Source organism: Microcystis sp. M090S1, assembly GCF_020246295.1.
GTDB lineage: Bacteria > Cyanobacteriota > Cyanobacteriia > Cyanobacteriales > Microcystaceae > Microcystis > Microcystis aeruginosa.
Window position 1 is genome coordinate 1 of the sequence record NZ_JADBTF010000102.1, and the last position, 5350, is coordinate 5350.

Below are 5350 nucleotides of genomic sequence, written 5' to 3' on the forward strand. Positions count from 1 at the left end.
ATAAGCTAAGACGCATTTAAAGCACTTATTCTTAAGATTAGCCGAATCTCCCCCAATCCCTTTACTGTTGCCTCTTGCCTCTTGCCTCTTGCCTCGTCTCAACAAGCAATTTAAATGCTTAACAGCTTAATCAGTTTTTAATAACCAGATTTAGTATGAGATACAGCCCAAAAATTAATCATGCCAGAGGTCTCCTAAAAATTAATAATTATATGGTAGTATAGTTATAGGGTTATATAAGGAGAGTCAGAGATAATGCTATTCCGTCAGATGTTCGATCCCGAAACCAGCACTTATACTTATTTGATTGCCGATCCCGTCAGCAAGGAAGCGGCATTGGTGGATTCAGTGCGGGAACAAGTGGAAAGGGATTATCAGCAATTACAGGAGCTAGAATTAACGCTAAAATATTGTTTAGAAACCCATATTCACGCCGATCACGTCACAGGAACTGGAAAATTAAGGCAAATCACAGGCTGTCAGGGTATAGTTCCCGAAAATGCCCAAGTAGCCTGTGCTGATCGCCATCTGGCGGATGGAGAGGAATTGTTGCTAGGAAATATCACCATTAGAGCGATCGCTACTCCCGGCCACACTGATAGTCATCTAGCCTATTTAGTCAATAACAGTCATCTTTTGACAGGAGATGCCCTATTTATCCGGGGTTGTGGTCGTACCGACTTCCAGAGCGGCGATGCTGGTACTCTCTTTGATTCGGTCACGCAAAAACTTTTCAGTCTCCCCGATAGTACCCTAGTTTATCCCGGCCACGACTATCGCGGTTTAACTGTCTCCACCATTGCCGAAGAAAAACAACACAATCCCCGTTTTTTCGGACGTAACCGCCGACAATTTATCGAGTTTATGAACAGTCTTAATTTACCAGATCCCAAAAAGATCATGGAGGCGGTTCCCGCTAACCAAGGCTGCGGCAATTTAGGAGTTGTTTTAGCTTAAAGATCTATTCAGGAGATTAACGATGACCCATACCACAAATCAAGCAAAATTACTAGAATTTGATGCCCATACTTTAAAAAACTTAATTGAGCGCGGAGAAGTTTGCTTAATTGATGTGCGAGAACCGGGGGAGTACGCCAGCGATCGCATTCCAGGGGCGAAATTAGTACCACTTTCCAGTTTTAACCCTAATTCGATCGCTTTTGACCCCGATCAAACCCTAGTTCTCTACTGTAATTCCGGCAGCAGATCCACTGTAGCGGCACAAAAACTGATTGCGGCAGGATTTAGCCAAGTTGCCCAGCTAAAAAACGGCTTAAATACTTGGAAAAGTGCGGGTTATGCCACCGAAAAAGACCAAAATGCGCCAATTAGCCTATTTCGTCAGGTGCAGATCGTCGCTGGTTCCCTAGTAGTCCTCGGAACAGTATTAGGAGCCTTTCTCTCGCCTTGGTTCCTGATTTTAAGCGGTTTTGTCGGTTCTGGTCTAGTTTTTGCGGGGATTAGTAATACCTGTGCTTTAGCTATGCTTCTGGCTAAACTTCCCTACAATCAAACCCATCGGGGGAAATAGGGGGTTAGGGGTTGGCTGTGGGAATTATGAATTGGGAAGTGGGGAAGTGGGGAAGTGGGGAAGTGGGGAAGTGGGGGAATTTCAACTAAAACCCCAACACCCCCCGCAACGCGCACGCAGTGACCACCCCAACACCCCAACACCCTAAAACCCTATCACCTATCTCCTGCCTCCTGACGACCGATAGCTAAAATAACTGATAACTGAAATGACTTGGTTAATTGGACATTTATTAGCCGTTTGTACGGGGATTAGTCTGGGATTGTTAGGAGGAGGAGGTTCTGTACTAGCATTACCGATTCTAGTCTATGTGATGGGAGTACCGACCAAATCGGCGATCGCTATGACGCTTCTAGTCATCGGTAGTGTCAGCTTACTCGGCACGATTCCCCACTGGAAAAAAGGCAACATTAACTTAAAAACCGCTTTTATCTTCGGTTCTGCGACGATGGTAGGGGCTTTTTGGGGAGCAAGATTAGCCACATTACCCTTTGTCACTGCAACCTTCCAGATGCTCCTGTTTGCAACACTAATGCTTATAGCGGCAGCCTTTATGATCGGCAGATCAACACAAATAGATAATCCTGATTATAAAGCCCGCGATCGGCAAAAAAATCTGACTCTCTACCCCCAACCAGTCTGCCGATATTGCTGGCTCTGGTTAATGAGCGAAGGAATTGCTGTGGGTGTCCTGACGGGATTAGTTGGGGTTGGGGGAGGCTTCGCTATCGTTCCCGCGCTGGTATTATTGGGTAAAATCCCCATGGTTCAAGCGATCGCCACTTCCCTGCTGATTATTTTCCTCAATTCTGTAGCCGGATTACTGGGTTATTTAGGTCATATTAGCGTCGATTGGCAGTTAACCCTATCCTTTGCTTTTGCGGCTGCCCTCGGTACTCTTATCGGTTCCTATCTGGGACAGTTTGTGTCCGCAAAACAGTTACAAAAAGGTTTTGGTTATTTTCTCTTAGCGATCGCAACTTTAGTTTTAATTCAAAATCGTCACATCTTGCACAATTTCCTGACTCCGAAAGGCAATTCTATCATCCCGGCGGAGAAGACTATCAATCGAACTGAAGTCAATTAAATCTCGATACTGGGAGAATTGCTGCAATACTGATCAGCTGCTTGCCTATCCACATCACTTGTTAAAACTGCATGGGAGAGGCACTGGAGCTTTTTGCTGTTTAAGACTGATAACTGATAACTTACCCACTGATAACTGATCACTGATAACTGATTATCGTCCCACTTCAGCGAAAATCTCGGCTAAAATCTCTCCAGCACCAGCGTCGCGCACTTTATGGGCTAAATCTCGTCCTAAGACTTCCCCATGGCTAGGATCACCGCTAACCGAGTCCTTAATCAGGCGCTTACCGTCGAGACTAGCCACCATACCCGTTAAAGTTAGGATACCATCCTCGATCGCCGTATTTACTCCGATGGGAACTTGACAACCCCCCTCCAACTCCCGTAAAAAAGCGCGTTCAGCATAGCATCTATCGCGGCTAGGGGCGTGTTCCAACACTTTTAGGACTTCCAAAACCTCCGGATCGGCATCGCGGCATTCTATCCCTAAAGCCCCCTGTCCCACCGCATGGAGAGAAATTGCCGCCGGAATAACCTGATGAACTCGATCGCCTAATCCTAACCTTTCCAATCCCGCTACTGCCAGAATAATCGCGTCGTATTCTCCCGCGTCCAGTTTTGCCAGACGGGTGTTGACATTGCCGCGCACATCTTTAAAAGTCAGATGGGGATAATGGTAACGCAACTGGGCCAATCGCCGCAGGGAAGAAGTCCCCACCACCGCACCTTCCGGTAAAGTGTCTAATTGATAGTCTTGATTTTGGCTATTTACCACCAAAGCATCGGCCGGATTAACTCTTTCGGTGACGCAACCCAAGATTAAGCCTTCGGGCAAATTAGTGGGCAGATCCTTGAGAGAATGGACGGCAAGATCGATCGATCTATCCAACATTCCCACTTCTAGTTCTTTGGTAAATAAACCCTTATCACCGATTTTCGCTAGGGCCACATCGAGAATTTTATCGCCTTGGGTACTCATCGTCTCCACCTCAAACTGTCGATGGGGGTGGTGTTTACTCAATTCTGCCTGTACCCAATAGGTTTGTACTAGGGCTAACTGACTTTTACGCGAACCGATACGCAGGGAACGAGGAGGACTAGAAACGGACATATCTGAAGTAGGAATTTAACTAAACATCTATCGGACTGCTCGATCTAGACTATCCTGATCTCACCCCTGTTGAGTAATCACTTTCTAGGTTAGGCATAAATAGTTACATCTCTTAATATTTTTAGGCAAATAGGGTGAGCATTATTCCCCACTGACAGCAAAGCTGAAAGCCTAGGTTAAAATAGAGGGACAAAGGTTGCAACAGGGTCTAACTAATGACAATGTTTGAACGGACAAATTGGCTAAGTAGCTGGTTATAATTAAATTAAAAATGGATTTTAGGTTCGATCCCCCCTGCCCCCCTTGATAAGGGGGGTGCCGATAGGCGGGGGGATCCCCCTTGATAAGGGGGGTGCCGATAGGCGGGGGGATCCCCCTTGATAAGGGGGGCATCTGATAATTTTTAACGCCTACCTACTTAATTCAGGAGTTATTATTATGCTAGACCAAATGATGAGGATGTTAGAAGGGCAACAAATAGGTCCTTATCGTCTTAATAAGTTTCTCGGTGCGGGTAGTTTCGGTGGTGTATTTCATGCTAGTGAAATGGTCAGAAATACATCGGTTCAAGAAGTTGCTGTTAAAGTTATTCCCGAAAGTAGCGATGATAAATTAATTGAGTTAAAAAATGCCAGAAAGTTAGAACATTCTAATTTAATTAAGGCTTATTCAGTGGGGGAATTTCGTTTTCTCAATACAGAGATGCTTTATTTAGTGATGGAATTGGCACAGGGTAGCCTAGAAAATCACATCGCCAAAGGCGGTTTGTCATCAAGTGAAATTAAAAATATTACTGCTCAAGTCGCCCAGGGTTTAAATTATCTTCATGGACAAAATAAAGTGCATCGAGATTTAAAACCGGGTAATATTCTCAAGGTTAATCAACAATACAAGTTAGCAGATTTTGGCTTAATTAGAACTTTAAATAACAAAAGCCACACTCAAACCGTCCACAATAGCGGTACAATTATTTATATGCCTCCCGAAGCCTTTAGGGGGGATATTTCATCAGCCTGGGATCTGTGGTCATTGGGTATTATGTTAATCGAAATGACGACTAATCAACTTCCCTATAAGTTTAATAATGATATTAACCAGTTAATGGCAAAGGTGATGAATTGTGAGCTACAAATCCCCAGTTTACCGAAAGAGTTTAAACAGATTATTGAAGGGTGTTTGCAAAAAGATAGAAAACAAAGATGGACAGCACAACAGGTTTTAAATGCCTTACAACCTGTGGGATGGAATTCTCCCCCGTCACCTCCACCAGCACCGGCAGCAGTCAAAAAGCCTGTTTCACCAATACCCCTAATTGCTTCACCTACTCCATTTACCGAAAAACTACCCAATCGAGTCACACTGGAGATGGTGAGCTTACCAGCAGGTGAGTTTCTCATGGGTTCTCCTGACAGTGATCCCAATGCTGCAAGTGATGAAAAACCTCAACACCAAGTTAAAGTCAACAGTTTTGCGATTGGCAAATATCCAGTGACTCAGGCACAATATGAAGCGGTAATGGGAATCAATCCCTCTGAGTTTAAAAACAATCCCCAAAATCCGGTAGAACAGGTTAGTTGGAATGATGCTCAAGCTTTTTGTCGGAAATTGAGTCAAATAAC

The 5350-nt window shown here is 44.6% G+C and carries 5 protein-coding genes; 4 read left to right on the forward strand and 1 reads right to left on the reverse strand.

The features are described 5' to 3' along the window. The first annotated feature begins 255 nt into the window (after positions 1-255). The 3 genes from IM477_RS04735 to IM477_RS04745 all read left to right on the forward strand — a co-directional run bounded on the left by IM477_RS04735 (position 256) and on the right by IM477_RS04745 (position 2618). On the forward strand, positions 256-957 hold the full coding sequence (locus IM477_RS04735; protein ID WP_287730740.1) for an MBL fold metallo-hydrolase: 702 nt from the start codon (positions 256-258) through the stop codon (positions 955-957). A 22-nt stretch (positions 958-979) separates the two neighbouring features. Further along, positions 980-1531 (forward strand): rhodanese-like domain-containing protein, encoded by a 552-nt coding sequence (locus IM477_RS04740; RefSeq protein WP_287730742.1) that lies wholly within the window; start codon positions 980-982, stop codon positions 1529-1531. Between the two features lie 208 nt (positions 1532-1739). Beyond that, a complete protein-coding gene (locus IM477_RS04745) occupies positions 1740-2618 on the forward strand; it encodes a sulfite exporter TauE/SafE family protein (RefSeq protein WP_287730743.1) in 879 nt (292 codons plus the stop codon). A gap of 153 nt (positions 2619-2771) precedes the next feature. On the opposite strand, the gene hemC is transcribed toward IM477_RS04745, so the two are convergent. Beyond that, positions 2772-3731 carry a hydroxymethylbilane synthase gene (hemC, locus tag IM477_RS04750; RefSeq protein WP_108937967.1) on the reverse strand — a complete coding sequence of 320 codons (960 nt, stop codon included), beginning with the start codon at positions 3729-3731 and terminating at the stop codon, positions 2772-2774. Positions 3732-4169: 438 nt separating this feature from the next. Here hemC and IM477_RS04755 point away from each other — a divergent pair. Then, positions 4170-5350: protein kinase domain-containing protein (locus IM477_RS04755; protein WP_287730744.1), on the forward strand; the 1181-nt coding region annotated here is incomplete at its 3' end.